26 protein-coding genes and 1 riboswitch are annotated in these 24,923 nt (G+C 47.5%); of the genes, 5 read left to right on the top strand and 21 right to left on the bottom strand.

Annotated elements, in window-relative coordinates; genetic code table 11:
- Window positions 1-21: 21 nt before the first annotated feature.
- The 4 genes from AAA939_RS03285 to AAA939_RS03270 all read right to left on the bottom strand — a co-directional run bounded on the left by AAA939_RS03285 (window position 22) and on the right by AAA939_RS03270 (window position 3,137).
- Window positions 22-894 (bottom strand): aldo/keto reductase, encoded by an 873-nt coding sequence (locus AAA939_RS03285; protein ID WP_338208474.1) that lies wholly within the window; start codon window positions 892-894, stop codon window positions 22-24.
- 117 nt (window positions 895-1,011) lie between these two features.
- Window positions 1,012-1,137: a hypothetical protein gene (locus tag AAA939_RS03280; RefSeq protein WP_338208476.1), complete on the bottom strand. Its 126-nt coding sequence runs from the start codon at window positions 1,135-1,137 to the stop codon at window positions 1,012-1,014.
- A 156-nt stretch (window positions 1,138-1,293) separates the two neighbouring features.
- Window positions 1,294-2,526 (bottom strand): MFS transporter, encoded by a 1,233-nt coding sequence (locus AAA939_RS03275; RefSeq protein WP_338208478.1) that lies wholly within the window; start codon window positions 2,524-2,526, stop codon window positions 1,294-1,296.
- Between the two features lie 188 nt (window positions 2,527-2,714).
- Complete coding sequence (locus AAA939_RS03270) at window positions 2,715-3,137, bottom strand: Hsp20/alpha crystallin family protein (RefSeq protein WP_338208480.1); 423 nt, start codon at window positions 3,135-3,137, stop codon at window positions 2,715-2,717.
- 242 nt (window positions 3,138-3,379) lie between these two features.
- On the opposite strand from AAA939_RS03270, the gene AAA939_RS03265 reads away from it, so the two are divergent.
- A complete protein-coding gene (locus AAA939_RS03265; RefSeq protein ID WP_338208482.1) occupies window positions 3,380-3,574 on the top strand; it encodes a PspC domain-containing protein in 195 nt (64 codons plus the stop codon).
- Between the two features lie 265 nt (window positions 3,575-3,839).
- Complete coding sequence (locus AAA939_RS03260) at window positions 3,840-6,575, top strand: HAD-IC family P-type ATPase (RefSeq protein ID WP_338208484.1); 2,736 nt, start codon at window positions 3,840-3,842, stop codon at window positions 6,573-6,575.
- A gap of 97 nt (window positions 6,576-6,672) precedes the next feature.
- On the opposite strand, the gene AAA939_RS03255 is transcribed toward AAA939_RS03260, so the two are convergent.
- From AAA939_RS03255 to AAA939_RS03240, 4 genes are all read right to left on the bottom strand, one after another.
- Window positions 6,673-7,467, bottom strand: coding sequence for an alpha/beta hydrolase (locus tag AAA939_RS03255; RefSeq protein ID WP_338208486.1), 795 nt, complete (start codon window positions 7,465-7,467; stop codon window positions 6,673-6,675).
- Between the two features lie 28 nt (window positions 7,468-7,495).
- Complete coding sequence (locus tag AAA939_RS03250) at window positions 7,496-8,278, bottom strand: alpha/beta fold hydrolase (protein ID WP_338208488.1); 783 nt, start codon at window positions 8,276-8,278, stop codon at window positions 7,496-7,498.
- A 25-nt stretch (window positions 8,279-8,303) separates the two neighbouring features.
- A complete protein-coding gene (locus tag AAA939_RS03245) occupies window positions 8,304-8,963 on the bottom strand; it encodes a hypothetical protein (protein WP_338208490.1) in 660 nt (219 codons plus the stop codon).
- A 91-nt stretch (window positions 8,964-9,054) separates the two neighbouring features.
- On the bottom strand, window positions 9,055-10,419 hold the full coding sequence (locus tag AAA939_RS03240) for an amino acid permease (protein ID WP_057706197.1): 1,365 nt from the start codon (window positions 10,417-10,419) through the stop codon (window positions 9,055-9,057).
- A gap of 232 nt (window positions 10,420-10,651) precedes the next feature.
- On the opposite strand from AAA939_RS03240, the gene AAA939_RS03235 reads away from it, so the two are divergent.
- Window positions 10,652-11,107, top strand: a complete 456-nt coding sequence (locus tag AAA939_RS03235) for an NUDIX hydrolase (protein ID WP_338208493.1) — start codon at window positions 10,652-10,654, stop codon at window positions 11,105-11,107.
- Between the two features lie 86 nt (window positions 11,108-11,193).
- On the opposite strand, the gene AAA939_RS03230 is transcribed toward AAA939_RS03235, so the two are convergent.
- The 7 genes from AAA939_RS03230 to thiM form a co-directional block, all read right to left on the bottom strand.
- Window positions 11,194-12,783 (bottom strand): HIRAN domain-containing protein, encoded by a 1,590-nt coding sequence (locus AAA939_RS03230; protein WP_338208494.1) that lies wholly within the window; start codon window positions 12,781-12,783, stop codon window positions 11,194-11,196.
- Between the two features lie 123 nt (window positions 12,784-12,906).
- Entirely contained in the window at window positions 12,907-13,080 is a 174-nt protein-coding gene (locus AAA939_RS03225) for a hypothetical protein (protein ID WP_338208701.1), read from the bottom strand.
- 84 nt (window positions 13,081-13,164) lie between these two features.
- Window positions 13,165-13,899 (bottom strand): gamma-glutamyl-gamma-aminobutyrate hydrolase family protein, encoded by a 735-nt coding sequence (locus AAA939_RS03220; RefSeq protein WP_338208495.1) that lies wholly within the window; start codon window positions 13,897-13,899, stop codon window positions 13,165-13,167.
- 232 nt (window positions 13,900-14,131) lie between these two features.
- The gene (gene cytX / locus AAA939_RS03215) at window positions 14,132-15,328 is read right to left on the bottom strand and encodes a putative hydroxymethylpyrimidine transporter CytX (protein ID WP_338208497.1); all 1,197 of its coding nucleotides are present in this window, start codon (window positions 15,326-15,328) and stop codon (window positions 14,132-14,134) included.
- Window positions 15,325-15,981 carry a thiamine phosphate synthase gene (gene thiE / locus AAA939_RS03210; protein WP_338208499.1) on the bottom strand — a complete coding sequence of 219 codons (657 nt, stop codon included), beginning with the start codon at window positions 15,979-15,981 and terminating at the stop codon, window positions 15,325-15,327. Before thiE ends, cytX begins: the two co-directional genes overlap by 4 nt.
- Window positions 15,971-16,795, bottom strand: coding sequence for a bifunctional hydroxymethylpyrimidine kinase/phosphomethylpyrimidine kinase (gene thiD, locus AAA939_RS03205; RefSeq protein WP_338208501.1), 825 nt, complete (start codon window positions 16,793-16,795; stop codon window positions 15,971-15,973). Before thiD ends, thiE begins: the two co-directional genes overlap by 11 nt.
- 18 nt (window positions 16,796-16,813) lie before the next feature.
- Window positions 16,814-17,602, bottom strand: a complete 789-nt coding sequence (gene thiM / locus AAA939_RS03200) for a hydroxyethylthiazole kinase (RefSeq protein ID WP_338208688.1) — start codon at window positions 17,600-17,602, stop codon at window positions 16,814-16,816.
- 79 nt (window positions 17,603-17,681) lie between these two features.
- Window positions 17,682-17,788: riboswitch (TPP riboswitch) on the bottom strand.
- A 181-nt stretch (window positions 17,789-17,969) separates the two neighbouring features.
- On the opposite strand from thiM, the gene AAA939_RS03195 reads away from it, so the two are divergent.
- Window positions 17,970-18,938, top strand: coding sequence for a zinc-binding dehydrogenase (locus AAA939_RS03195; RefSeq protein ID WP_338208503.1), 969 nt, complete (start codon window positions 17,970-17,972; stop codon window positions 18,936-18,938).
- A 92-nt stretch (window positions 18,939-19,030) separates the two neighbouring features.
- Here AAA939_RS03195 and larE read toward each other — a convergent pair whose 3' ends face one another.
- From larE to larA, 6 genes are read right to left on the bottom strand one after another with little or no spacing between them, the layout of a single operon-like run.
- A complete protein-coding gene (larE, locus tag AAA939_RS03190) occupies window positions 19,031-19,861 on the bottom strand; it encodes an ATP-dependent sacrificial sulfur transferase LarE (RefSeq protein ID WP_338208505.1) in 831 nt (276 codons plus the stop codon).
- A gap of 35 nt (window positions 19,862-19,896) precedes the next feature.
- Window positions 19,897-20,610 carry a D/L-lactic acid transporter LarD gene (gene larD / locus AAA939_RS03185; RefSeq protein ID WP_057706187.1) on the bottom strand — a complete coding sequence of 238 codons (714 nt, stop codon included), beginning with the start codon at window positions 20,608-20,610 and terminating at the stop codon, window positions 19,897-19,899.
- Window positions 20,611-20,614: 4 nt separating this feature from the next.
- Window positions 20,615-21,046 carry a nickel pincer cofactor biosynthesis protein LarC2 gene (larC2, locus tag AAA939_RS03180; RefSeq protein ID WP_338230469.1) on the bottom strand — a complete coding sequence of 144 codons (432 nt, stop codon included), beginning with the start codon at window positions 21,044-21,046 and terminating at the stop codon, window positions 20,615-20,617.
- A gap of 38 nt (window positions 21,047-21,084) precedes the next feature.
- A complete protein-coding gene (gene larC, locus AAA939_RS03175; RefSeq protein WP_338208510.1) occupies window positions 21,085-21,945 on the bottom strand; it encodes a nickel pincer cofactor biosynthesis protein LarC in 861 nt (286 codons plus the stop codon).
- A gap of 34 nt (window positions 21,946-21,979) precedes the next feature.
- Complete coding sequence (larB, locus tag AAA939_RS03170) at window positions 21,980-22,726, bottom strand: nickel pincer cofactor biosynthesis protein LarB (RefSeq protein WP_338208512.1); 747 nt, start codon at window positions 22,724-22,726, stop codon at window positions 21,980-21,982.
- Window positions 22,727-24,001, bottom strand: a complete 1,275-nt coding sequence (gene larA, locus AAA939_RS03165) for a nickel-dependent lactate racemase (RefSeq protein ID WP_338208513.1) — start codon at window positions 23,999-24,001, stop codon at window positions 22,727-22,729.
- Between the two features lie 248 nt (window positions 24,002-24,249).
- Between larA and AAA939_RS03160 the strand changes: the two genes are divergently transcribed.
- The gene (locus AAA939_RS03160; RefSeq protein WP_057706592.1) at window positions 24,250-24,915 is read left to right on the top strand and encodes a Crp/Fnr family transcriptional regulator; all 666 of its coding nucleotides are present in this window, start codon (window positions 24,250-24,252) and stop codon (window positions 24,913-24,915) included.
- Window positions 24,916-24,923 lie beyond the last annotated feature (8 nt).

Genomic DNA, 24,923 nt, shown 5'->3' with positions numbered 1-24,923 from the left:
TATGATGATTTTAAATTGTTATTATTTTTGACTCAATTGGCTTAATCCATTAAAGTCGGCCGTCGATAACTCAACGTTTGCCGCTGCAATGTTATCTGCCAAATGTTCCACGGAACTCGTCCCAGGAATTGGCAAAATATTATCCGACCGCTGCAATAACCAAGCTAACGCAATCTGCGCAGGACTAACTTGGTACTTTTGTGCCATGGTACTCAGCTCACTGCCTGGTTGTGCCAGTTCACCGGTTGCTAATGGGAACCACGGTAAGAACGCCATATTTTGTGAGGCCGCGTAATCGACCACGTCGTCATCGCGATGATCTGAAACGTTAAACAAGTTTTCAATCGCATCTATTTTGGCGACTTTTTGGGCCTCTTTAATCTGGTCCACGGTGACTTGACTCAACCCGATATGTTTAATCTTGCCTTCATCTTGTAACTGTTTTAGTTCACCAACTTGGTCCGCAATTGAAAAGTGATCATCAATTCGGTGTAAAAATACGAGGTCTTCATGATTGATCCCTAAGGTCATCATTGAGACTTCCACTTGTTGCCGTAGATAGTTAGGTTCACCATGTGGCGTCCAAATATTTGGTCCTTGCCGCGTTTGACCAACCTTATCCGAAATAAAGATTTGATCGCGGTTTTGCGCACCACTTAAGCCGGCTGCTAAGTACCGATCCGCAAACCATGGCCCGTACGAATCCGCCGTGTCAAAGAAGTTGACGCCGTATTCCAAAGCCTTTTTAATCACCTTGACCCCATTTTCAGGATCAGCATAGGGGCCCCAGGTTCCGGGACCCGTTAATTGCATGGTGCCGTACCCGAGCCGATTAACTTTGAACTGATCATCAAACGAATACGTTCCCGCATTAGCCGCATTAATTGTTGTCATAAAATCGCTCCTATCAAAATCAGTATTATTTCGTTATCCTAACCCAGTTTACTCCCAGGATTGAGTGGGTCAAACATTTTACCCACTTGCTCATTACCAGGGACCAATCGTCATCCGTTAGTGTTTACGATTCAATCGCTGCCGTTTGATCCGTTGTGGTTGCGCATGCACGGTGGGATCACCTACTAAAGTAAGTAATCCAGTTGCAACTAGGACGACCATTAAAATTTGAAAAATTGCCACATTGAACACCTCTACATAACTTCTATAATTGAAATATGGCTAGTTTAGTCCCTTCGACTTACTCGAAGGCAACGCTTTTTTCCTGATTATCTAATACTACTTATTTACTCATCAAAAAAAGCGTTTGGGCCGGTTGCTCCCCAAACGCTTCATCATTTACTCGGTACTTCGTTTTTCTCTTTTCCAAATTTCAGGCACTAACCACAAGACTAATCCCAAGTTGATCAGTAGCAATACCGCCGTCATAATGAAGACGGCATTATAGTTGAACCAACCCGCAACAATTCCACCTAGTAACGCCCCCAGCATATTCCCAATCGCTTGAAACGATTGATTATAACTAAAAACCGTTGACGTTAAGTGGACCGGCGTATTTTTGGTTAAAACCGTCTGAATTTCCGGGTACAACGCCCCGTCAGAAATCCCAATCGCAAACCGCAATATTCCAAGCGCAATCACGCTGGTCACGATCCCCTGTGGGAAATACATAATGACCGCAAAAATATAGCCGAAGACAAGCACCCGGCCCGACCCATGGTGATCGCCATATCGCCCTAGCCGCGGCGCAGCAATAATGTTAGAAATCCCGGGAAGCGCGGCAATAATCCCCGCAACCACCGTAATGGGCCCATGATAATTCATCAATTCCCGCACATACAGGCTGATGATTGGCGCAATTGACGCATTCCCAAATTGCACAATCGCCGTTGAGCAAAGCATAACGATAATTAGCGTTGGGTTTTTAAACGCCGCTAACGGGTTGCGACTATCACCTGGTTGCCGATGATGTTCCACCGGCTTAAAGTGCTCCTGAACAAAGATCAAGCTCATCAAAAACGCGACCATCAAGAGGCCCGCCGTAATGAAGAAGGTGTTACGAATGGAAAATAGTTGGGCTAAAAAGCCCCCAATAACTGGTCCAAACAATTGCCCACTAACGGCCCCCGTAATTAAGGTACTTAGCGCCCGGCCACTATACTGACGCGGGGTCTGCGAAGCGACTAGCGCCTGCGCGTTAGAAATGAAACCCGCAAAAACGCCTTGAAGTGCCCGCAAAGCAATCAATTGCCAGACACTGGTCACAAAGCCCATCAATCCCATCGCAACGGCCATTCCGAGTGAGGCCCGCAACAGCATTATCTTACGGCCCTTTTTATCCGCAATAATTCCCCATAACGGGGCTGAGATTGCAGAAATTGCGTAGTCCGCAGCAAAAGCCAGACCACTATAAAACGTGACCTGAGCTTTGGTAAAATCACCTAATTGACTAACGAATAATGAGAGAAACGGCATAATTTCACTAAAAGCCATTCCAGCAACAAACGTACAAAACCATAGGACAATTAAATTACGATGCCATGGTCCGCGCTCACGTTCTGCGTCATCCACGTCTGTCATCTCCAAATCTAGTAACTACTAATTTTCAGTAAGTATGTCATGATAATTAGCTTATCATATTTTTTGCGCAAAATTACAGTTATTTCCCGGGAAATTTTTCGGGATGGTCACCAAGACAGCAAAAAAGCACGCGCCCGTAATCACACGGGCGCGTGCTTTTTAACTATCTATAACGTTCATTACTGGATTTCAATGTGACCAGCATCTTTTGCGGGTGCCGTCTTAGGTAACGTGATCGTCAACACACCAGCCGTTTGGGTCGCACTGATTTTATCAGCGGCGACGTTTGGTAAAACGTACTGACGTTGTAACGTGCCAGCATGACGTTCATTCATGACAACATTTTGATCTTTGTCTTCATGATCAACAAAGCTATTCTTTTGAACTTTGATTGACAACACGTTGTCGCGATAATCCAACTTAACGTCCTGCTTATCAATTCCTGGAACGTCGACCTTAACTTGATAACGGTCATCCGTTTCGTCAATGTCCGTCTTCAACGCCTGATCCATACTAGTAAATGGTGCCCAGAAATCCTGCGCCATCCGTGCAAAAGGATCCAACATACCAAAATCATTTTTGTTCATTAAAGTGTTAGCCATACTAACAGTCCCCTTTCATTCATAATGCTTGGCTAATTAAACGGGCCGGCGGTTTTAAATCATTTGACCTTTCCTGACCTTCAACATATATACTACCAGCTTTATTTATCGATGCAAGCAATTAGCACTCTAATCGCCAGACTGCTAATTCCTAGTTAATTCTTAAACCCTATGCGAATTAGTAGCCGTTTATACCTAAACCTGCTACATTAAAGGTAATGATTTAAAAAGGGGTATTTACTATGAAAATTGATATTCATCGTTCGGCACACAACAGCGTCATTGCTGGCGTTATCGGCGGTCTAGCCGAACATTTTAACTGGAATGCTAACGTCGCTCGGATTCTGTTCATCGTTTTATCCGTGACACCCGTATTTCCAGGAATCATCGTTTATTTGATTTTATGGTTGTTAATGAAGGATCCAATCGAAGGATAATCGTATGCAGGTGGTGCCCCCTTTATTCGGGTATCGCCTGCTTTTATCATCTCGGCCTGATACCCAATCGTCACACTCGTAATTATTAGTCATAAGATTGTTAAACATTTTAATACCTAAAAATAACGTTCATCATATATAATGTATTAAACAAACAATGCCTACTGGAAGGGATGTGGCGAAATTGTCCTACACAATGCGCAAGAAGCGCCGAGACTTTAATGACCCCAATCGATAATATAATAAATTTTTAGGAGTGGATTGAATGATAAAAGATAACACCCATAGATTGAACACCACGGAAGCAACTACTGATGATCAGGTCCCACCTGATCCGGTCAAGTTGTGGCAGCTTGATGAATCGGCTTTAGCTACTAAGTACCATACGGATCCCCAAGATGGGCTAAGTGTTGCCGAAGCTGCTGACCGTTTACAACACGACGGTCGAAACGAATTGGAAACGAAACGTACATCCCGGTTCGTCCAATTCATCAAGCAGTTTAATAACAGTATTATTTATATTTTAGCGGCCGCCGCGATCTTAACGTTTTTCATGCACCGTTACTCAGACTCCGTCGTTATTGGCTTAGTCATCATTGCCAACGCGATTATCGGATACGTTCAGGAACGGCAAGCGGGTAACGCCTTAGAACGTATCCGTGAAATGCTGATTTCGAAAAACTTTGTGATTCGTGACGGAAAGAAACTCGAAATTGATGCGCGTGACCTGGTTGTCGGTGACCTCGTTAACCTAGAAGCCGGTGATGCGGTTCCCGCGGACATGCGCTTAATCTCCGCGGACAACTTCAACGTTCAGGAATCCGTTTTAACCGGTGAAACGAACGCCGTTGAGAAACAAGAAGAACCCATGACGGCTGACCAGTTAGCCCTGGCCGACCGTAAAAACATGGTCTACGCGTCAACCGCTGTCACCAGTGGTTCCGCCTTCGGGATCGTTACAGCCACCGCTGAAGATACTGAAATTGGGCACATTCAACAATCCGTTAGTGAAGTTAAACAAACATCAACACCGTTAATGCGAAACTTAAATTCCTTAGGCCTCTGGCTTTCCATTGCCATCGTTGTGGCGGCCGTCTTACTATTTGTATTAGGGCTAGTAACGAAGATTTACAGTTTGCCAACCCTTTTAATCGCCGTTATCACAATGGTCGTTGGCTCTATGCCTGAAGGGTTACCAGCTAGCACGTCCGTGGTCCTTGCGATGGGAACCCGGCAAATGACGAAGAAAAACGTTATCGTTAAGTCGCTTCCCGCCGTTGAAACTTTAGGGGCCGTGGATATCGTCAATACCGATAAAACCGGGACTTTAACTAAAAACGAAATGACCGTAACTAAAGTCGTCACCCCTGACAACACGTTTGACGTGACTGGTGTGGGTTACGACGATAACGGTGGCGTTAATTTTGACGGTGCGTTGAAGTTACACGGTAAAGCCGTTGACTGGCATGCCGACCGTAACATGGAATGGCTCGTCAAAATTGCCGGACAAACGACCGATGCACAGTTACACTTTGAAAATAATCGCTGGGAACTGACCGGTGAACCAACCGACGGGGCGTTAACGACCTTGTACCGAAAGATGACTGGTCACGATCCTGAAGTTGATGAAGTCGACTCACTACCGTTTGACTCCGCCTTTCGTTTTTCCGCCCGCTTAGCCGATTTAGATGGCCAGCGGTTCTTGATGGTCAAAGGGTCACCCGCAACCATCCTGCGGTTAACTAAACAGGCCAATCAACCCACTTATTGGGATCAAGCGATGGATGAGTTAACGGCGGACGGCTTACGGGTCGTTGGTTTAGCTTACCTTCCCGTTTCCGATAGCGTCACGGAAATCGATGCCCAACAAATTGCCGGCTTAAACTTAGCCGGTTTAGTTGGGATCATCGACCCACCACGTGAAGAAGCGGCTAAAGCCATTGCCGAACTTCGGCAAGCTGGCGTACAAGTTAAAATGATTACCGGGGACCACCCGGATACTGCGATGGCGATTGCCAACAAGCTAAACTTGGCACCAACCGTAAACGCCATTACGGGGCCTGAAATCGACGCCATGGATGACGCCGAATTAAAAGCTAAGATTGACGATTACAACGTCTTTGCACGTGCGACACCTAATAACAAATTGCGAATTGTCCGTGCACAGCAAGCAAATGATCACGTAGTTTCCATGACTGGGGACGGGGTCAACGATGCGCCCGCCCTAAAGCAAGCTGATATTGGGGTTGCGATGGGGATCAAGGGGACTGAAGTGGCCAAAGAATCCGCTGACATGGTCCTTGCAGACGATGACTTTGCTGACATCGTCGCCGCTGTCCGTGAAGGTCGACACGTCTTTGATAACATTCGGAAAACGATTCGTTTCTTACTCCCAACGAGTTTTGCTGAAGGATTAGTCGTTATCATCAGTATCTTGATGGGACACGACTTACCACTGTACCCGACCCAGTTACTTTGGATTAACATGGTTTCCGCGCTGACCATCCAGTTCGCGTTCATTTTCGAACCACCAGAGGCTGGCATCATGTCTCGGGGACCACGGAACGTTAAGGCGGGCTTGCTAAACAAGCTGGACTCGTTTGAAATTTTCTACGTTTCCCTGCTGATTTCTGGCTTAGGAATCTTTGCTTACGACTACTTGACCGCAATTGGGTTACCAAACGTGGTCGGGAGTACGATGTCACTAAACATCATCATTTTTGGGAAGATTTTCTACCTGTTTAACTTACGAAACGACCACCCGGTTATTTCCAAGTACTTCTTCCAAAACAAGATGGCGTTTTATATCATCGGTATCCTGATCCTGTTGCAGCTCGGCATTATCTACTTGCCGTTCATGCAATCGGTCTTCCATACTACCAACATCAACTTCTGGTATGGTTGGGGCATTCCAATCGTATGCGGGATCGTCGTCCTGATCGTGACAGAAATCGGAAAGTTCCTACGTTTCCGGTTTGCTCGTGACGAAGTGTTAGACTAATTAAACGACAATCTAAAAGAGCAGCGCCTACATATGAGGTGCTGCTCTTTTTGTGTACCCATCATTCTTATTTTAAGGCTCAAAAATCTTGGCTTGATTAAACTTCTCGCCACGTCCCCTTGACCAGCCAATGCATCACCGCGGGCAACTGCGCAACCCACAGGGGCCAATCATGGCGACCGGGTAACTCACGCCAAGTGAACCGGTCACCGAGTTTGGCCTCAAAGTGTGGCCGACTCGCCTCATCCATTGCTCGTAACATGTCCTGACTCCCCGTCGTCATTAACACGCGGAGCGTCGACTGTTCAGGTTTTAGCTGTTCCAGTAACCAGTTCACATCGTTGGCAGTGCCCGTCATTTTAGCTGGATCAAACGCAAAGGCCATATCCGGCATAATGGCTGCCTTGTCAGTGCTAAAGCGGGCAATGTCCGTGACTGGTGACATCGCCGCCACCGCCGCAAACCGTTCCGGATACGTCAACGCCCAGCGTAGTGCGCCGTAGCCACCCATCGAGTTTCCCGCCACGACGTTTTTCTGGGGATCGTCACTCAGTGGAAAGAGATAACGCATCCGTGCCGGCAATTCGGTCGTCATAAACGTCCAGTACTTCGGCCCCGCCACCATATCTGTGTAAAAGCCCCGTTCCGTTTGCGGCATCACGACGGCCACCCGGTACTGGGTCGCCAGCCGTTCAATGGCCGTTTCGCGCAACCAGGTCGTGGCGTCTCCCCCTAGCCCGTGCAACAACCACAGTGTCGGTAACGCTTGGCGACCACTGCAATAATCCGGTGCCACGGTCCCCGCCGGCGTCAATGGCTCGGGTAAAACTACCTGCACCGTTACTGAGCGCCGTAACGTATTCGAGAAAAAGTTGTTACTATGAATTGACATTTAAACACCTCAGCATTCATTTAAAACATCAAAGCGTTTTCAAAAACGTTAGTAACGCTTCATTAAAAGCGGCCGACTGTTCAGCCATCACAATATGTCCCGCTTCAGGGATCACAAGACTCTGACCGTGGTGCGCCATCTTAGCCGTGACCGCCGCAAAGTCTGAATTAAAGTACGGGGACTGCTCACCAGCAATAATCAAAAACGGCACGGTAAGCTGTTTGATCACGTCACGCCAATCTTGAAAGGCGTGGTTAATGAGTAACGGAATCATCAACGCACTATCAAACGGCGCCTGGGTCTCAATTGCCTTAACCCGCGCATACGTTGCGTCGTCAATGTGCTTGTACGTTGAACGGCCCAGTGGCAACTGGAAGTATTCGGGGAAATCCCGCCACTGAACTTGTTTAAACCCATAGGGCCAGCTCACCGTATTAATCATCTTAGGTGTTTGGTCAACATCGATCACGGCCCGGATATTTTCATCACCATACAGTGATAAGTAGGCAAACCACGTTGATGCGCCCATTGAGTTGCCTAGCAAAATCGGATGATCCAACCCGAGATGCGTTATTAACTCGTGCGCATCAACCGCGCGACGACTTATTCGTAGTCCCTTAGCCGTATGTTCCGACAGACCTTGGCACCGGCCATCCAAATTGATGACCCGGTAACCTGCCCGCAATAAGACTGGAATTTGAGCTAACCAAATATCCTTTGAACCACCAAAGCCCGTTAAAATAACAACGGCTTGACCAGTCCCTTCATCCGTATAATCCAAACTGACGTGATCCGACGTCAAAAATTGCATCCAGAGTCACTCCATTCTTGACTAATTAGTCAAAATCTTTAAGACTTAATTTTTCTAACTGTTCATACCAAGTTTTAGTTGCGGTATCCGCATCCGGCGCAACCACCGTTACTGGTGCAACTAAATTAGCTGCGCGCGACCAGTCAATTGTGCCGTCGTCGTGCATTAATCCCGCTTGAAGTTGGGCGATCTGTGCGTCAGTAATCTGCGACAAATCATTGACTAACCCCAGTAATGCGTTAACGGCAAGCTGGGTGGTCACGATCTTTTTCCAGTCTGCTTCCGTCACTGTGTCACCTAACGTCAACCGCTGTTCAAGCGGCACCGCTGGGACTTCTTTGACTAGGAACTTCTGAAAATCCATTACTGACTGATCGATCATGGCATAACCCTGCCACGGAAGTTGCCGGTTAAACTGCTGCAACGTCTGCGTGGTGATCGTCTTGACCGACCAATTAGGACTGGCCTTCTGGGCTGCCGTTAGCCACAAAGCAACGAAACGTTGCATCGTTTTACGCACAACTGGTCGCTGCTGTTTGGCCCGGGTTAGGTGGTAGCGGACTTGCAAAAATTCCACCACTGCATCCGGCGTCAACGCCCGTTGCTCATGGACTTGGTGTCGCTGTTTGAGTTGCCGTTGCTTTTTTTGTCGACTGACTTTTGCATAATGTCCTTGTTTGACCATCTCGTGCCACCGCCTTCTCACTTAGTTTACTAATTTTACCGCAAAACCCAGCCAAAACAAAAAGAACTCACCATCGCTGGCAAGTCCTTCTCTAAAGTTCTTCTTCAGTTTTACCGTGATACTTACGGAAATAAATCAACGTCATGATGGCTAGGAAGACGACCCCTACCAAAATTGAATAACGCGTTTCCGGATTGATGAACATGAAAATCAACGTTAACGCTAAAAATGCCAACGTTAAGTAGTTCGAATAGGGTGACAAAGGCATCTTAAACGGATGTCCCGCCATCTTATCCGCGTTTTGCTTGCGGAACTCGATCTGGCTGACTAAAATCACGAACCACGGTACCATCCCTGGTAGCACGCTAGAACTGTAAACCATCACGAAAATCTCACTCGCATCCTTAAAGAATAGCGGTAAAATTACGTTCAGCACGATTCCAATCAGAATCCCAGCAGAAATCGCGATGACCGCGTAAAATGGTACCCCGTGCCGATTCAACAACGTCATTTTTCGTGGCAGTTGGTGATTTTCCGCCAACGTATACGTCATCCGGCTCGCACTGTAAATACCGGAGTTCGTACCCGAAAGTGACGCGGTAATCACAACGAAGTTAATAATTGAAGCGGCTGCGGTAATCCCAATTTTGGCAAACGTCTGAACAAATGGTGACCCGATTTGATTCAACTGATCCCATGGATAAATGCTGACGATGACGAAGATGGCCCCGACATAAAAGATCAAAATGCGGGCAACCGTCGAACGAATCGCTTTAACCAGGGTACTTTGTGGGTTTTCGGCTTCACCCGCCGTCACCCCAATCAGCTCAATCCCTTGGTAGGACGCCAACACAATCGACAGGGCAAACACAAAGCCTTTGACCCCGCCGGTGAAGAACCCACCGTGCGACCATAAATTACTGATTCCAATTGGATGACCATTATTGCCGAATCCAAATAGGATTAGCCCTAAACCGGCGATGATCATCAAAATAATCGTGACCACCTTAATCAGTGAAAACCAGGTTTCAAGCGTCCCAAACATTTTTACCGAAATGAGGTTCGCCACACATAGGAAGACGATTGCAATGAGTCCCGGCACCCAGTCCGGTAAGTTCGGCCACCAATAACGACAGTAGCCGCCCAACGCAATCATTTCACTCATCCCAACGACGACGAATTGGAACACGTTGCTCCATGCCGTGAGGAAGCCAAATACCGGGTGAATGTATTCGGAAGCAAACTTAGCGAACGAACCCGTATTAGGATCCACGTACAGCATCTCGCCTAACGCCCGCATAATCAGGTATAAAAAGGCCCCTGAAACGACGTAGGCAATCAAAACTGACGGTCCGGTCCACTTGATGGTCGAACCCGATCCCATGAAGAGACCGACCCCGATCGTGCCACCTAATGCAATCATTTGCATCTGGCCCGTACTTAATTTTCTTTGCATACATTACTCTCTTTTCATTAATCAAAGAACGACCTATCGATTTTTGATAGTATATAGCCTTTATCTTAGCTAAAAAATAACGACGACGCAAATTAGATTACAACTAATAAACCGGGTCTGTACTAATATCCACGCTAAATTAAGCGCTATTAGTAGAATTTCATCGACTCAAACGGAAAACTAACTTGTTTTGCGTATAATTAAGTTATCAACTACAAAGGGAGTGTTTCTTTTGGCAAATTATATTCAGGAAATCCGCGCACTCGTTGGTCATAAACCAATTATTTTAAATACCGCCGCGGGAATTTTAGTCAACGACCAGCAACAAGTCCTCTTAAACTTGCGGACCGACACCCACAATTGGAGTTTACCCGGGGGCTATCTGGAATACGGTGAAACCTACGCGGAAGCCTGCGTTCGTGAATACAAAGAAGATAGTGGCTTTCAAGTTCGCATCATCGAACAAATTGGCATTTTCGATCGTGGGGAAGCCGTTTACCCTAACGGTGATGTGGCCCAAACGATCAGCGCCCTATACCTCGTTGAACCGGTCGGCGGTGAAGCCTTGGATCACTCAACCAACGAAACCCTTAAATTAGATTACTTTGACTTTGATAACCTGCCCCCACTGCTTAACCAGCAAACGGCCGACATGTTAGCCGCCGCGCACGACTACCTCGAAAAATAAGCCGCTGTGACATTATACCTAACGCCAATCAAAAAGGACTGCGATTTTTTCGCAGTCCTTTTTTAAAAATTAATTATTTTGACTAATCAGTCTAAATCCTGGTCATTCCAACTGTGCAAAAAGATCTGGCGCCAATCTGGATTCTGAGGAATGGTCGATGTTTGTGGATGCTCGGGATTTGCAATAACGGCTAAGTTTGCAATCGCCGACAGCGGAACCTGTTGCATTTCAAACGTATCGTAATTATAGAAAGCCAAACAACCAACGATTGTCTGGTCGTCATCCTTTGCCGTGGTTGTAAAGAGTTGCACTGGGTAGATGGGTTGGGTCACCATCCCGACCGTCGGCTCAAAATAGTGCATCGTCGCGATTTCGTGGTAAATGACCGCGTGAATTAACGCCTGTACCAGTGTCGTATTCACAGTTTCTAAGCTTCCCGGTAACAATTGGACGCGGCGCTGATAGCCAGATAACGCGTGGTAGGCTTGATCGCCGACCGTTACCCGGATTTTTTCCACGGTCAGATCCGAAACACTAGGTTCTAACAGTTGGCTACCTTGTTGATTAGGTAATCCCGAAATCAGCAAAGCGGCCAATTCCTGTTGATTAAACGTCGCGTGACTCTGGCTCGCAGTCACTGGTAAATACGGGACAACCGGCTGTTCTGGAAAAGTTAACGCCGCTTGCAAAGCTGGTTGCGCCCGCGGATCGCCAAACGCCGTCCAACTAACCACAAAACCTAGCCGGGCGTGTGCTGACACGTCATTGACCCGGTAAAAAGCGGTCGTAGCGCTCGCATCATCCGTTAAATTATCATTCGAGCCAGTCATGACCGCCGCACTCATCCCAACGACATAAAAACTGTCGGCATTGGTTAACACGAGTGCGTTTTCCTGCTTAGACTGCCAGCGTTGAACGACTTGCCCACCACTAGTGGTCTGACACGAAACAATGCTTTGATCGCCCACCCGTGACCAATCTGGTGTGAGCAAATAACGGCGCGTCACGGTTAACTCATCTCCAGGCGTCAGCCACGGTGTTAGCGGGACCGTTTGATAGTGCAACGGTCGACCATCACAAGTAATCACGACATCGCCCAAGGGTGAACGGACAAGGTCCGATGGCATGGCCGCTAACGTTGGCTGATGATCCTCAACTTGCTGACGCGTCCGCATCGCATCGACAGGGCTAGGCGCATCGGCCACTCGCCACAATACGAGCTCTATCTGTTGGTGCTCCCGTGACAATTCACTCACAACGCCGTATAGTAACCGGCCTTGATCCATGAGTTCGGCATACGCCTGATTTTGATAACGGGCCACGTAACCAATCCGGTCATGCTGCTCCGTCCAAACGGAGATGGCATCCGCATCGTGCTCATTATCGGGTTCCCGCTGTAACAACACGACCATCCCAACGTGTAGTGCCAAAAGCGTCGTTTCAATATCATCGACGTAATGTTCCCCGACGACGGTCACACGGTCTAATTCAACATCGGGGGTTTCATTATGTGATTCAGTTATCTGAACAATTTCATTTAATCCGACGATTTGCACGTCCCCATGCCCTGTTTCTGCCTGGACCAAGAATTGTTGGCCCTGATTAATCACCGATAAAATTCGATACGTCTGTTGATTTTCAGTTGTGACTTGCATGCCAACTTCTAGTGATTTCATAACCCCACCCCCTCGTTTTTAGTTACTCTCATTATACGAAAACACGGCCAGTGATGAAAGCCTTCTCATAGTGAATAAAAACGTTAATTCCTTATATTAAGAAATTAACGTTTCTAACACTTATTAACTAGTCATACTATCCCGATAAACTTGTTGCTCAGCTTGGCGCCCAAAAATGACCGTCTCAGCGATCGAATTACCGCCAATACGGTTATTACCATACCCAATAATAATGACATCGTACTGTGACGCTAACGCAGTTATTGCGGTTGACTCAAATTGAAATTTCGCTGCCATGCGCTCAATCCCCTTGTTATTCAAATATGTATCACAATGTTTCACGTGAAACATTGCTAAGTTTATTTTACCGTAACCCGCTGCTTAATGTGCGCACGCCGCAACGAAGCCACCAAATAATTGTGCTTCAATTGGATCACTTTGCTGCATCATTTCTGGGTGCCACTGCACGCCCAGTTGTAAACCACCCGTCGTCGACTCAATGGCCTCAACCACTTGATCAGAAGCCGTTGCGACTGGCTTAAACCCTGATGCAATCTTGTGTAACGTCTGATGATGGAATGAATTGACTGCCAAGTGCGTTTGACCCAGATAGCCCGCCAAAGTCGACCCTGATGTCACCGTCACGTTGTGCATCCCGTACGCGGCCAATTGCCCCTGCATGTGTTTCAGCGTGCCTTGACCGGCCGGCATATAGCTGACGTCCTGATAAATCGTTCCACCATAACAAGCGTTTAAAATCTGAACGCCCCGGCAAATTCCTAGGACTGGTTTATGGTCCGCGTGCGTTGCTTTAATCAGGGCAATCTCGTACGCATCACGCTCAGGATCAATCCCACCTAGCTTTGGCTGTGCCTCTTCGCCGTACGTGAACGGTGCAACGTCATGGCCACCACACAACAGTAGCCCGTCAATCAGTTGCACGTATCGCGCAATGGCCGCTTCATCCATGGTCACTGGTAATACTATCGGGATTCCGCCATTATCGGTAATCGACTGTAAAAACTCCCGGTTAACATAGTCCCGTTTCCGTCCCGGAAACATCTGGCTGTCAACGACCACCGTTCCTGGTGCAATTCCAATCATTGGTTTGGTCATACTTTATCCTTCTCTCATCGTGAACAACGCGGTTAAGTCTTCAATCGTTGCACGTTTCGTGCTTGACGCGGTCGACCAATTTAACTGCTTAGGTTTCAATACTGCTTAAAGCCATTGTACCCGCCGTGGCAACTACGGGCAATTCATCACGTCCTTCACAACCGCATTTGTTTCTAACGTTTAAAAAAATAGGCCCTCAAAATGGGAACCTAGAAATTATTTCAATATGGATTTAATTCACAACCAGCCGTTTCAACGGAGCTGGCTTTACCACCAACCCAGTCAAATAGACCGCTGCGCCTAGAACAAGTAGCACAAGCAACGTGGTCCCACCGAAAAAGTTAATCGTTTGGAATTGATAATAAGCCCAAATACCGACCACCCACCAAGTAAAGTTTAACCAGTATGGTAAGGTTGCTCGCCGAATAAAGTACGTCACGAAAATGATGGCATACAGTGGCGTAAACACTGACCCTATTAAGGACAAGAAATTTTGATAATAGGTCATGGCAACCGTTAACGCAATCACGGCACCCACAATCGTCACACCCACGGCCAGCCGGTTAATTTGTTTGGTATGCGTTAAATTAGCTAGACTTGTCGCAGCGGAGTACGTATCCAGAAACGTCGTCGTAACCGTGGAAAATACAATAATCAATAGTGCGACTAACCCAAGCCCCGACTGCGTTAACAACGCGGTGATATCACTTTGACCGGTTCGTAAAACGATCAAGAGTCCGGTCGTAAACATCGCTACACTGCCGACAAAATAACCCCCGGCGCTGACGATTGCGGCTGGAAGCGGTCGGTCAACGTGCTGGGTGTAATCCCCAATCAACGGTAGCCATGACAACCCCATCGTGACGTTGAGCTCAACGGCCTGCCCAAACGTCATCTTGGCCACGTTAGTCACGGTCGTTGGCGCTGCAGCCGGCGCCGTAAAAACGAGGACCAACATTAAAATTGCGCCCAAAACTAGTAACCCAACGACCGCGTTATTAATTTTGAAGAGCAACTGGTTGCCCATCAAGCCAATAATTAGAACGGCTACGATAATGGTCATCAAAACGGAACTTTTGAAATGGAATAACTGGCCACTAATTCGATTCATCGCCAGTTGCGCGTTCACGATCATGACCGCCGTCCACCCGACAAGTTGTAACGCGTTTAACCCGGACGCTAACATCACGCCCCCGCGACCAAACGCCATCTGAGCACTTTCTAAGGCGGACTGGTGCAGTTTTGCACCTAAGTACCCTGCCGGTACCAGAAACAGTCCACAGCCGATTAAATGACCCAAGCCAATCGCTAGCAGTCCCTTCGTCAGACCCAGCGGCGCAATCAGCGTTCCCGTTAAAATTTCCGCAATCGAAATTGCCGCCCCTAACCAGAGTAGAAACTGGCTCCTAAAGACGCCCCGTTCCGTCATGACTGAAGCGCCGTTGCGGCCAGCATGGCACCAATGGTTCTCGTCATATCCGTACTGCGCGCAATCATGGAAATCACCGCCGAGCCCGCCACGCCGGTCGCCGCAACCGACTTTAATTGGGATTCAGTAATCCCACCAATTGCAACGATTGGCCGCTGAGAATGCGCCACCAGCTGTTTCAAGCCAGTCAGGCCGACGACCGGATCCGCATCCGCCTTTGAGGTCGTTGGGAAAATGGGACCACTCCCAATGTAGGCGATTCCCGCAACTTTATTCGCAATGGCCACCTCTGCTAGGGTTGAGCACGACAAGCCCACAAACATTTGCCCCGCGACCCGTTGCAACACCGTCGTGACACGATCATCCTTTTGACCAACGTGAATACCGTCCGCATTCAACGCGAGTGCCAACTCAACGTCATCATCCACGATAAACGGCACGTTCGCAGCCGCACAACGTTGGTGTAACCGGCGCCCCAATGCCAGGCGTTCGTTTGACGTTAGCTGACTAGCCCCTTTATCCCGGTATTGATAAGCCGTAATACCCGCATCTAATGCTGATTGCACCACCGTTTCAAGATTTTCTCCCGGCACATCCTGCGTCCCACAAACGAAGTACGCCCGTAACTGGTTTCGATTAAATTTAAGCGTCATGAACGGTCACCTCGTTGCTAGGGGTCGCCCAGTGATTTAACGGTCCGTGTCCGTGACCAACCTGAATCGTATCCTGAATCGTGCCCGCAACGTAGGCTTTGGCCGTCTGAATCGCTTGCACCATCGACTGCCCCTTCGCCAGTTCTGCGGTAAGACAAGCTGACAGCGTATCACCCGTGCCGTGAGTCCGGATCGTTGCAACCCGGGGTGCGCTTAACCAGAAAGCCGTGCCATCCGCCAGCAAAACAAAGTCATTGGCCATTTTGGGATCCGCTTCGTGACCACCTTTGATGATCACGTTTTTAGCGCCTAACTTTTGTAACGCGTGCCCAGCCTGGACCATGGCTGCGTTATCTGCAATCGTCAAACCCGTCAGTTTTTCAGCCTCGGGTAAATTGGGCGTCACGACCGTTGCTAGTGGGAGTAATTCATCACGAACCGTTTGAATCGCATCTTCGGCTAACAATGGGGCGCCCCCCTTAGCAATCATGACGGGGTCAACTGTCAGTGGACCGAAATCGTAGCGACGCAAATTTTCAACGACCGCGTGTACGTGCTCGGCATCGGCTAGCATCCCCGTTTTGCACGCTAAAATTTTAAAGTCATCGGCGAGTGACGCACACTGTTCATCAATTAATTTCGTCGGCATCGCCATAAAATCTTGAACACCCAACGTATTTTGAGCCGTCACCGCGACGACGACCGCCGTACCAAAAACGTGCCGGGCCTGCATGGTTTTCAAATCGGCCATCACCCCAGCACCGCCACCACTATCGGTCCCCGCGATCGTTAGCACTTGTGGAAATTCATTCATATCCTGTCCCCTTGATTTCTAATTTATTGCTGTAATATCGCTAATTTCTGATACTTTTACCAAACTGAGTTTATCGATCAAATCAACGGCAAACGTGGCTGGCCGGTCCGCCGTTAACTGACTAGCCACGAGTTCGCCAGTCGCTGCTAAAACGAGGCACGCCGTCTGGGCCGCCTCAAAGTAATCGTCGCTGACAGCGGTAAACGCCGCCACAATACTCGAAAGCAGGTCACCCGAACCGACGTGTAGTTGAAATAGCGGCGTCCCATTATGAACTTGCGCAACGCGCGTGCCGTCCGTAATCACATCGGTTGGCCCGGACAGGATCACGCAGCAGTGATACTTTTGCGCACAGGCCTTGGCGATTTCAACCAAATCACCCTGACCGTTACCCGCGTCAATTCCTTTAGCCTGCCAATCAACATCGGCTAACGCCGCAATTTCACCGGCGTTTCCACGAATGACCGCAACGTCAATGGCTGCCAACAAAGCAGTCGCAACGGCTTTCCGATACGGGACCGCCCCGACAGCGACGGGATCTAAAACGACTGGTTTATGATACTGATTAGCAAATTGCCCAACCACGTGCATCTGGTGAACTTGCTGTTCCGTGAGGGTCCCGATGTTGATACAGACCGCACCCGCAATTTGAATCATCATTTCGGCTTCTTGAACTTCTGCGGACATGATGGGGGACGCACCGAGGGCGTTCAGCCCATTAGCGACGTCTTGAACCGTCACAAAGTTGGAAATGTTAAAAACAACTGGGTTTTGATCACGTAATTCGTTTAGTAATGCTAATTTCATCATCAATCACTCCTTTAATTGGCATGCCCAACCAAAAAAACGACCACTGATCAACATGCATTGATCGAGTGGTCGCTAACTATCAGCTGTGACACTTTCCCTACGCAAGTCTGAACTTACAGGTTCAAAGGGATCGGTGCTCACAGCACCATCTCAGCCCATTTTTGGACACCCCTAGTGTTAATTATTATTTAGTTTGATTAACTTTAGTTTAATGATTGTAACCGCTGTCGTCAATCTTTGTTTTAAAACAACTTTTTACACTTTTTACGTAACTGTCTAACAACTAGCGTTTCGTTCAAACATCCTAACTAAAGCAGTTATAATGGACTCAATCCCCAAAATATGAAGAAAAGAGTGACAATTCATGCAAGCTTTAGTTGTGCCTACCGCAAGCGCTCATCGCTTAACCGACTTGGAATGGCAGGAACGCCCAATGCCAACCATCAAGCCTAACGAAGTTTTAATTAAGACCCAGTCAGTTGGCTTAAATCCGGTCGATTATAAGGTGTTTACTGGACCCCATCCCGATTGGACCTACCCCCACACCCTAGGCTTAGACGTGGCGGGTATCATTGAAGCAGTTGGTGCCGACGTCCATAATTTCCGGCCCGGCCAGCGGGTGTGCGGCCACGGTAATCTCGGTACGGACGGTTGTTTTGCCGAATACGTCAGTTTCCCGGCGGACGCCCTCGCAGATATTCCAACCACCGTTAACTTTGAAACCGCGGCGGGAAGCCTATGTGCCGGATTAACGGCCTACCAAGCACTTTATCGCAAAGCCAACCTGAACAATGTCCAGACAGTCCTGGTTCACGCCGGTGCTGGTGGGGTCGGCAGTATGGCGATTCAATTAGCGAAGCAAGCCGGAAAGACCGTTTACACCACGGTTTCTAAGGGCAAACAAGCCTTCGTTGCTAAGTTAAAACCAGATGCCCAAATCGACTACCACGCTGAAAACGTGACCGATAGGATTCAAACATTAACGGCCGGTCAAGGCGTCGATCTCATCATTAACACGGTGGGTAACGCTGAAGCGGACCTTCCCCGTCTCGCGTATAACGGCCAGCTGGTCTGCGTTTTAAACCCACCCGCATTTCCAGCTACTCAGGCGCTCACGATCAGTAACTTAGACTTAGGCGGTGCGCACCGGAGTGGCAATCCGACTCAAATCGCTGATTTAGGTCAGATGGCCTTTGAATTACTGGCAAAAATTGCTAAGGATCAAGTCGATCCGCTCATCAGTCAGGTCTTGGACCGTGACCAACTCGTTGCGGGCCTCGCCCAGATTCAAGCGCACCAGGTGATGGGAAAATTAGTCGTTAATTTCGATTAAATCGTAATTGAAAAATAAAAAATGAGTTGTCGCACGCCTGGAATAATCAGGTGTGCGGCAACTCATTTTTTATTGATAATCAGACAAGCAAATTAAGCGAATGCTTCAACTTGTTGTTTTGTTAAGGTATCGTTCATACGACCACTACGGAAACCGCCTAAGTCTAAGGTAACGTAACGGAAACCTAATGATTGTAATTCGCGGTTAACACGGTCGTTGAAGACCAAGAAGTCACCGATCCGGGCTTCTGGTAATTCAATCCGAGCAATGTCTTCATGGAAACGAACACGGACCGTTGGGAAGCCTAAGCTACGTAAGTATTTTTCAGCAGCCATAACTTGCGCGATGTTTTCATGCGTCAAAGTCGTGTTGTATGGGAAACGTGAAGATACGGAGCAAGAAGCAACCTTGTTCCAGTTAGTTAACCCTAATTCTTGTGATAAAGCACGAACGTCAACTTTGAAGAAGTCGGCTTCTTGTAATAAGCTCCGTGCGCCAGCTTCGGTGCGGGCTTTCAAACCAGGACGGTAGTCATTTTCATCGTTCTTGATCATTCCATCTAAAACGGCGTTGCTACCATTAGCAGTAGCTAAGTCATTCAAACGATCGTAGAACATCTTTTTAGCAAAGTACCAGCTATCAGGGGTGTTTTGCTTGATGTGGTCGTCGCTTAAGTAGTCTAACGTCGTTGTTTGGACGTTGGCACCTAATTCTTCTGCTAAACTAACGGCTTTGTCGAATTCTTCATCGGTGAATAATTCAGAGTTAGCAACAACGGCAACCACGTTTTCTTTACCTAAAACGTTTAATGCCATCTTTAATACTAACGTACTGTCAATCCCGCCAGAAAAGGCCACTGTGACCTTTTTTAAACCTTTTAATAAACTCGTTAACGTTGCTTTCTTTTCTGCTAATGTTGACATATTAATAGCCTTCTTTTTTTATTTTAATTAACTAGTTAAATTCCAAAAAATCCATGCATAAACCAAGCGGCTGCCGCAGCGCCGACAAATGGTGCGATTCCGGGAACAATGATCCCGTATTGCCAATCGCTGTCCGCTTTATTGGCAATCGGCAAGATGGCGTGCGCGATCCGGGGACCCATGTCCCGTGCAAGGTTCATGGCGAACCCAGTTGGACCACCCAGTCCCATCCCAATGGCCCAGACAAGTAGTCCAACGCCAATTGGCACGATTCCTGGTGTCTTAATCGTTGAGATAGCTAAAATACCTGAGATGAAGATAAAGGTATCGAAGAATTCAACGAAGAAGTTCCGTGGTAAGTTCCGTACAGCTGGTGCCGTACAGAATAAGTTCCGAATCGTAATGGGCGAAATTTCACCCGTCGATGCTTTGAAATGATCAGCGTACATGATCCAAACGATCACTGAACCAACCACCCCACCCAGCACTTCAGCAACGGAGTAAGGAATAAAGCTACTCCATGGCAAGTTACCAAGCAAGCATTGTGCTAATACCATCGCGGGGTTGATGCAAACATTTCCAAAAATAAAAAGTGCAATACTAATCCCAAAACCCCAAGTTGTGATGGCAAAAATATGACCGGAACCCCGGTACTTAGTTCCCTTCAGGACTGAACTACAATGAACACCGACCCCAAAAATAATCATCAAGGCCGTTCCCATGAATTCAGCAAATAATTGATGTACCAAAAATCTAGTCCTCCTCGTCCAACTGCGCAGCAGCAACGATTGCCGCCTGATAAACTGTTCGCAGCGGAATATGGAACTGCTGTGCTAACTTAGCGCAGTCCGCGTATTCCGGTGTTTTTTTCGTAATATTGTCATAAGTCGCAATTTTCAATTGAACCGAACCGTACGGGGTTTCAACCATCATAAAATGACGCTTCATGATCGTGCGATGCCACGTCTGATAACGGACACCAATCGTACTGGTCTCACTCAAGATCAATTTAGTGAGGGCGGCTTTTGCCTGAACGTTTCCCAAAACGGTCAGTTTCGTCGCCGGCCGATTCTTTTTCATCTGAATCGGGGTGAAGAACACGTCGTAGGCCCCCGCCGTTAACAGTTGGTCCATGACGTAACCTAACCCTTCACCGGTTTGATCATCTAAGTTGGCTTCAATCATCAAAACGTCGTCCTTGGTTCGGTTAACGACTTGATGACTTAGTTTTTTTTTTCGAATAAAACGGCGCGTAAAGCGTTAAAACCGCCCGTTTCCCGTTTCCCGAAACCATAACCGATTTTTAACGGCGTGGCATCTTCGGGTAGCGGACCGAAATCTTGAACTAAGGTCTTGACGATGCCCATCCCAGTTGGCGTAATCAACTCGGTATGAATATCTAACCGTTGTTGAATCGGAATACGACTACCGACCCGCATCTGCATCACAGCAGGAACGGGAACCGGCATTTGGCCGTGAGCCACGTTGATAAAGCCGCTACCGTCCGTCAATGGTGATGACAAGACTTCGTCGATGTCCATTAGTTCCAAAGCAACACAACAACCAACGATATCCACGATGGAATCAAGCGCACCCACTTCATGAAAGTGAACGTCGGATAGTGGCATATGATGCACGGTGGCTTCCGCCTTCGCAATCTCGGTAAAAATGGCAGTCGCATGGGCCTTAACGTGATCCGATAGATCACTAGCATCGATCAACTGCAAAATATCCGTTAAATGCCGGGCTTCACCGTGATGATGATGGTGACCATCGTGGTCGTGGTGATCATGCCCATGCTCGTCGTGAGTGTGTTGGTGGGCGTCGTCTTCGTCTGCATGGTGATGGTGTTCATGGGTATGTTCAACAAACCCATGGTCCTTGCCGCCAGCGACTTCAACGTCAAAGCTGGTCCCGTAAATACTGCTTTTTGCTAACCGTTCGCGGGTCAACTCGTAACCATGAACGTGTAACTTGGCTAATTCCGTTTTTAATTGGTCAAAGTCCAAGCCGAGATCCAGCATGGCACCTAAAAACATATCCCCACTAATACCGGAAAACGCATCTAAATAAAGTGTTCGCATCTTGAATTCCTCTCTTGGTTTCGTTATCTGAATTTTACAATTGGTTGATCATGCTAGCCGAGTACGCCGCACCAAACCCATTGTCAATATTGACAACGGTGATACCGGACGCACAGCTGTTTAGCATGGTCAAAAGCGCGGTCATCCCTTGGAAATTCGTTCCGTAGCCGATACTCGTCGGAACGGCGATCAACGGTTTGTCGATCAGCCCACCAACGACACTGGCTAAAGCCCCTTCCATCCCAGCAATGACGATCACTACTTTGGCACCCCGAATAACGTCTAACCGGGCGAATAACCGGTGAATACCGGCCACGCCAACGTCGTAGACCCGTTCAACGTGGTTACCAAAGGCTTCCGCCGTCACCGCCGCTTCTTCAGCGACTGGTTGGTCAGAAGTCCCGGCCGTGACGACTGCAATGTAGTCATCATTTTTCGGCGTAGGCATTTTACCGACCGTCATACACTGGGCCTTTTCGTGATAAACCGCAGTCGGCAGTGCTGGTTGGAGCGCTGCGAACTTTTCCGGTGATAACCGGGTCGTTAAAATTGGCAAGGTTTGATTGGTCATCGCCTTCACGATTCCCGCAATTTGCGGTGCGGTTTTGCCCGCGCCGTAAACGACTTCCGGAAACCCATTACGCTTTTGACGACTCAGATCAACACTGGCAAAGCCTAAATCAGCGGTCTGGGCTGATTCTAACTGGCTCGTCGCATCTTCAGGCGACAGCGTTCCCGCCGCGACCCGTTGTAAAATTTCAGTGGTTGTCAACGTTGCCATCTATTTCACGATAACGCCAAGACCATCTGGGACGACCGTTACTTTGGCAGCTTTACCTTCACGGGCGTAGGCCATTTCCATGGCTTCATCCAAACTCTTAGCTAATTCCATGTGCATCCCCGTAATTAGTTCTGGATCAACTAAATCTGAGACGAAGATGACATGATGATGAACCAAGATCCGTGCAAAAATTTGTGCGGTCCATTGGTCAGGAATCGTCTTCAAACGAGGCGTATTGATGGCTTGATCCAAAAATTCTTTAGGATCGTCAACGTCGGCCAAGTTATGGAAGAATCCTTCACCACCATGACCATCACGTGCACCAGCAACCATGACGATCGTACCGCCTTCTTTGTTCGTTGCTTCGGCAGCGGTCATCCCTTTAACGGCTTGATAAATATTTTGATCAAGTGGGTAACCACCATTGGTTGAAATGGCAATATCACAGTCGATTCCAGGAACACTGGAAAGGTCTTTAACAAAGTCACAGCCAACTTTATGAGCTGCTTCCATGTCACCGGCGAACGAACCAATAATCTTCTTATCTTCGTCTAAAACGACGTTGAGGATGAAAGCTAAGTTAGCCGTACGCGCAGCGTAAACCATATCTTTATGAATTGGGTTATGCATTAAGTTCCCTGTCCGTGCCTTTGGTGAGTTGATGAATTCACCAGAATGGTTGGCCATGATTGTCTTGTAAGAAGCGACCCCTGGCAATACGGACTTCCGACCACCGGAGAAACCGGCGAAGAAGTGGGATTCAATAAATCCTTCAGAAATGAGTAAGTCAGCTTCAGCAGCGACTTTGTTAATAATGCAATCCCCACCTGAAGGTAATTGACCGATTTTGACCATTGAACTGTCGTCGGTCGAAACGTGCATCACGATTTCTTCATTGTTCACGATGTCTTCGCCATATTTATTAACTAATTCTTCGTGGGTTGAAGGCCGGTGGAAACCGGTGGCTACTAAAATACGAATCCGTGCATCTGGTGCAACGGAACGCAAACGCCGTAAAAGAATTGGGGTAATAATATGTGATGGTACTGGCCGGGTATGGTCTGAACTAATGATGACAATGTTCTTTTTGCCCTTAGCGAGTTCTTCTAATTTTGCGGACCCAATCGGGTTATCCAACGATTTTTCAACCGTTTCGCTTTCGGATAATTTGTTATGATATGTTGCAGCTTGTGAGACGAGCTTGCCAGCGAAATTTTCATCAGGAATTTCAGCGGTAATCGTCTTCTTGTCGTATGGTAAATCAATCGCAACCATGACTTTTGGCCATCCTCTTTCTCGTAAAATGAATTTTAACGTGCATGTTTTGTTATACTAGAGGTCTGCGAAACTGTCTGTTACATTTTAAGTTTTCAAAGATAGTTAACAAATGTATACTTTAAATGCGATTGCTACAATCACGAAAACCGCTATGCTAGGCAGAGTAGTTATCGTGATTGAAGCTGAAAGTCATTAATACATTCACTTTTGACCTCAAAATCTTTCACGAAAGAACTGAAACTAAGATGGTATTAACTGATATTGAATATTTATTAAGTTACCTGGAAGCCCACCATGTGCCGACGATTAAGAAGAAACGGCATACCTATCTGACTTATCACGGTTTAGCTGAACATTACACTTACGTCTTAAAAGACGGGATCATTAAAAATAGCATCATTTTGCAAGACGGTCGGGAATTTAACTTGTCCTACATTGCAAAACCCGATGTGATCTCATTACTACGGGATGAAGTTTCCCGTTCAACTGACCAGCCGTTTAACGTGCGGATTGAATCCGAATACGCCACGTTTTACCAAGTTAACCGCGTGGCCTTCTGGAAGTATGTCAACAGCACGCCCGAATTACAAAACTACGTAAAAAACTATTACCGGAAGAAATTATCCGAAAACATTTTACGCTTACAACGCATGGTGATGAACGGGAAGAAGGGCGCGATTTGCTCCTTCCTCTATAGTCTGGTCGACTTATTTGGCCGTAAAATCAATGAGGGAATTTTAATTGATTTTACCGTCACTAACGATGATATCGCCGGCTTTTGCGGAATTAGTTCTCGTAGTAGTGTTAACCGAATGCTGAAGGAATTACGGGCAGATGGGGTTATTACAGTTAAGAATCACAAATTTATCATTCAAGATATCAGCTACCTCTTAGATCAAATTGCAAACTAGTGAGGTGC

It is taken from the genome of Lactiplantibacillus paraxiangfangensis (genome assembly GCF_036246185.1).
In the GTDB taxonomy this organism is placed as follows: Bacteria; Bacillota; Bacilli; order Lactobacillales; family Lactobacillaceae; genus Lactiplantibacillus; species Lactiplantibacillus paraxiangfangensis.
The sequence above is the reverse complement of the archived record's forward strand: the minus strand, read 5'-3'. Positions and strand labels throughout refer to the sequence as shown.